General features: G+C 32.9%; 1 protein-coding gene. It reads right to left on the reverse strand.

Features of this window, described 5'->3' with window-relative positions:
• Nucleotides 1–257 (reverse strand): endonuclease domain-containing protein (locus tag IM793_RS24735; RefSeq protein WP_193426190.1); only part of this gene is annotated, 257 nt, incomplete at its 3' end.
• Nucleotides 258–304: the final 47 nt, after the last annotated feature.

Raw genomic sequence — 304 nt, forward strand, 5'->3', positions numbered from 1 at the left:
AAAAAATCAGTTCGTTCTTTATCGTATATTTCTGCTGAATCATCATCATGACTACTACCATCAACTTCAATAGCTAATTTTTCTGATGGACAGTAAAAATCTAAAATATAATTTCCAACACTATGCTGGCGTCTGAATTTTTTACCATCAAGTCTGGAATTTTGCAGATACATCCACATGGTAGCCTCAGCAGGGGTAAGGTTGTTTCTCAGCTCCTTTCTTTTATTTTTTAGCTGTTTAAGATTATGAATTACCATGATTCAATATCATCATTTTTAAATTAATTTTGCTCAGTTACCACCCC

Source organism: Pedobacter sp. MR2016-19 (genome assembly GCF_014947265.1).
Lineage (GTDB): Bacteria > Bacteroidota > Bacteroidia > Sphingobacteriales > Sphingobacteriaceae > Pedobacter.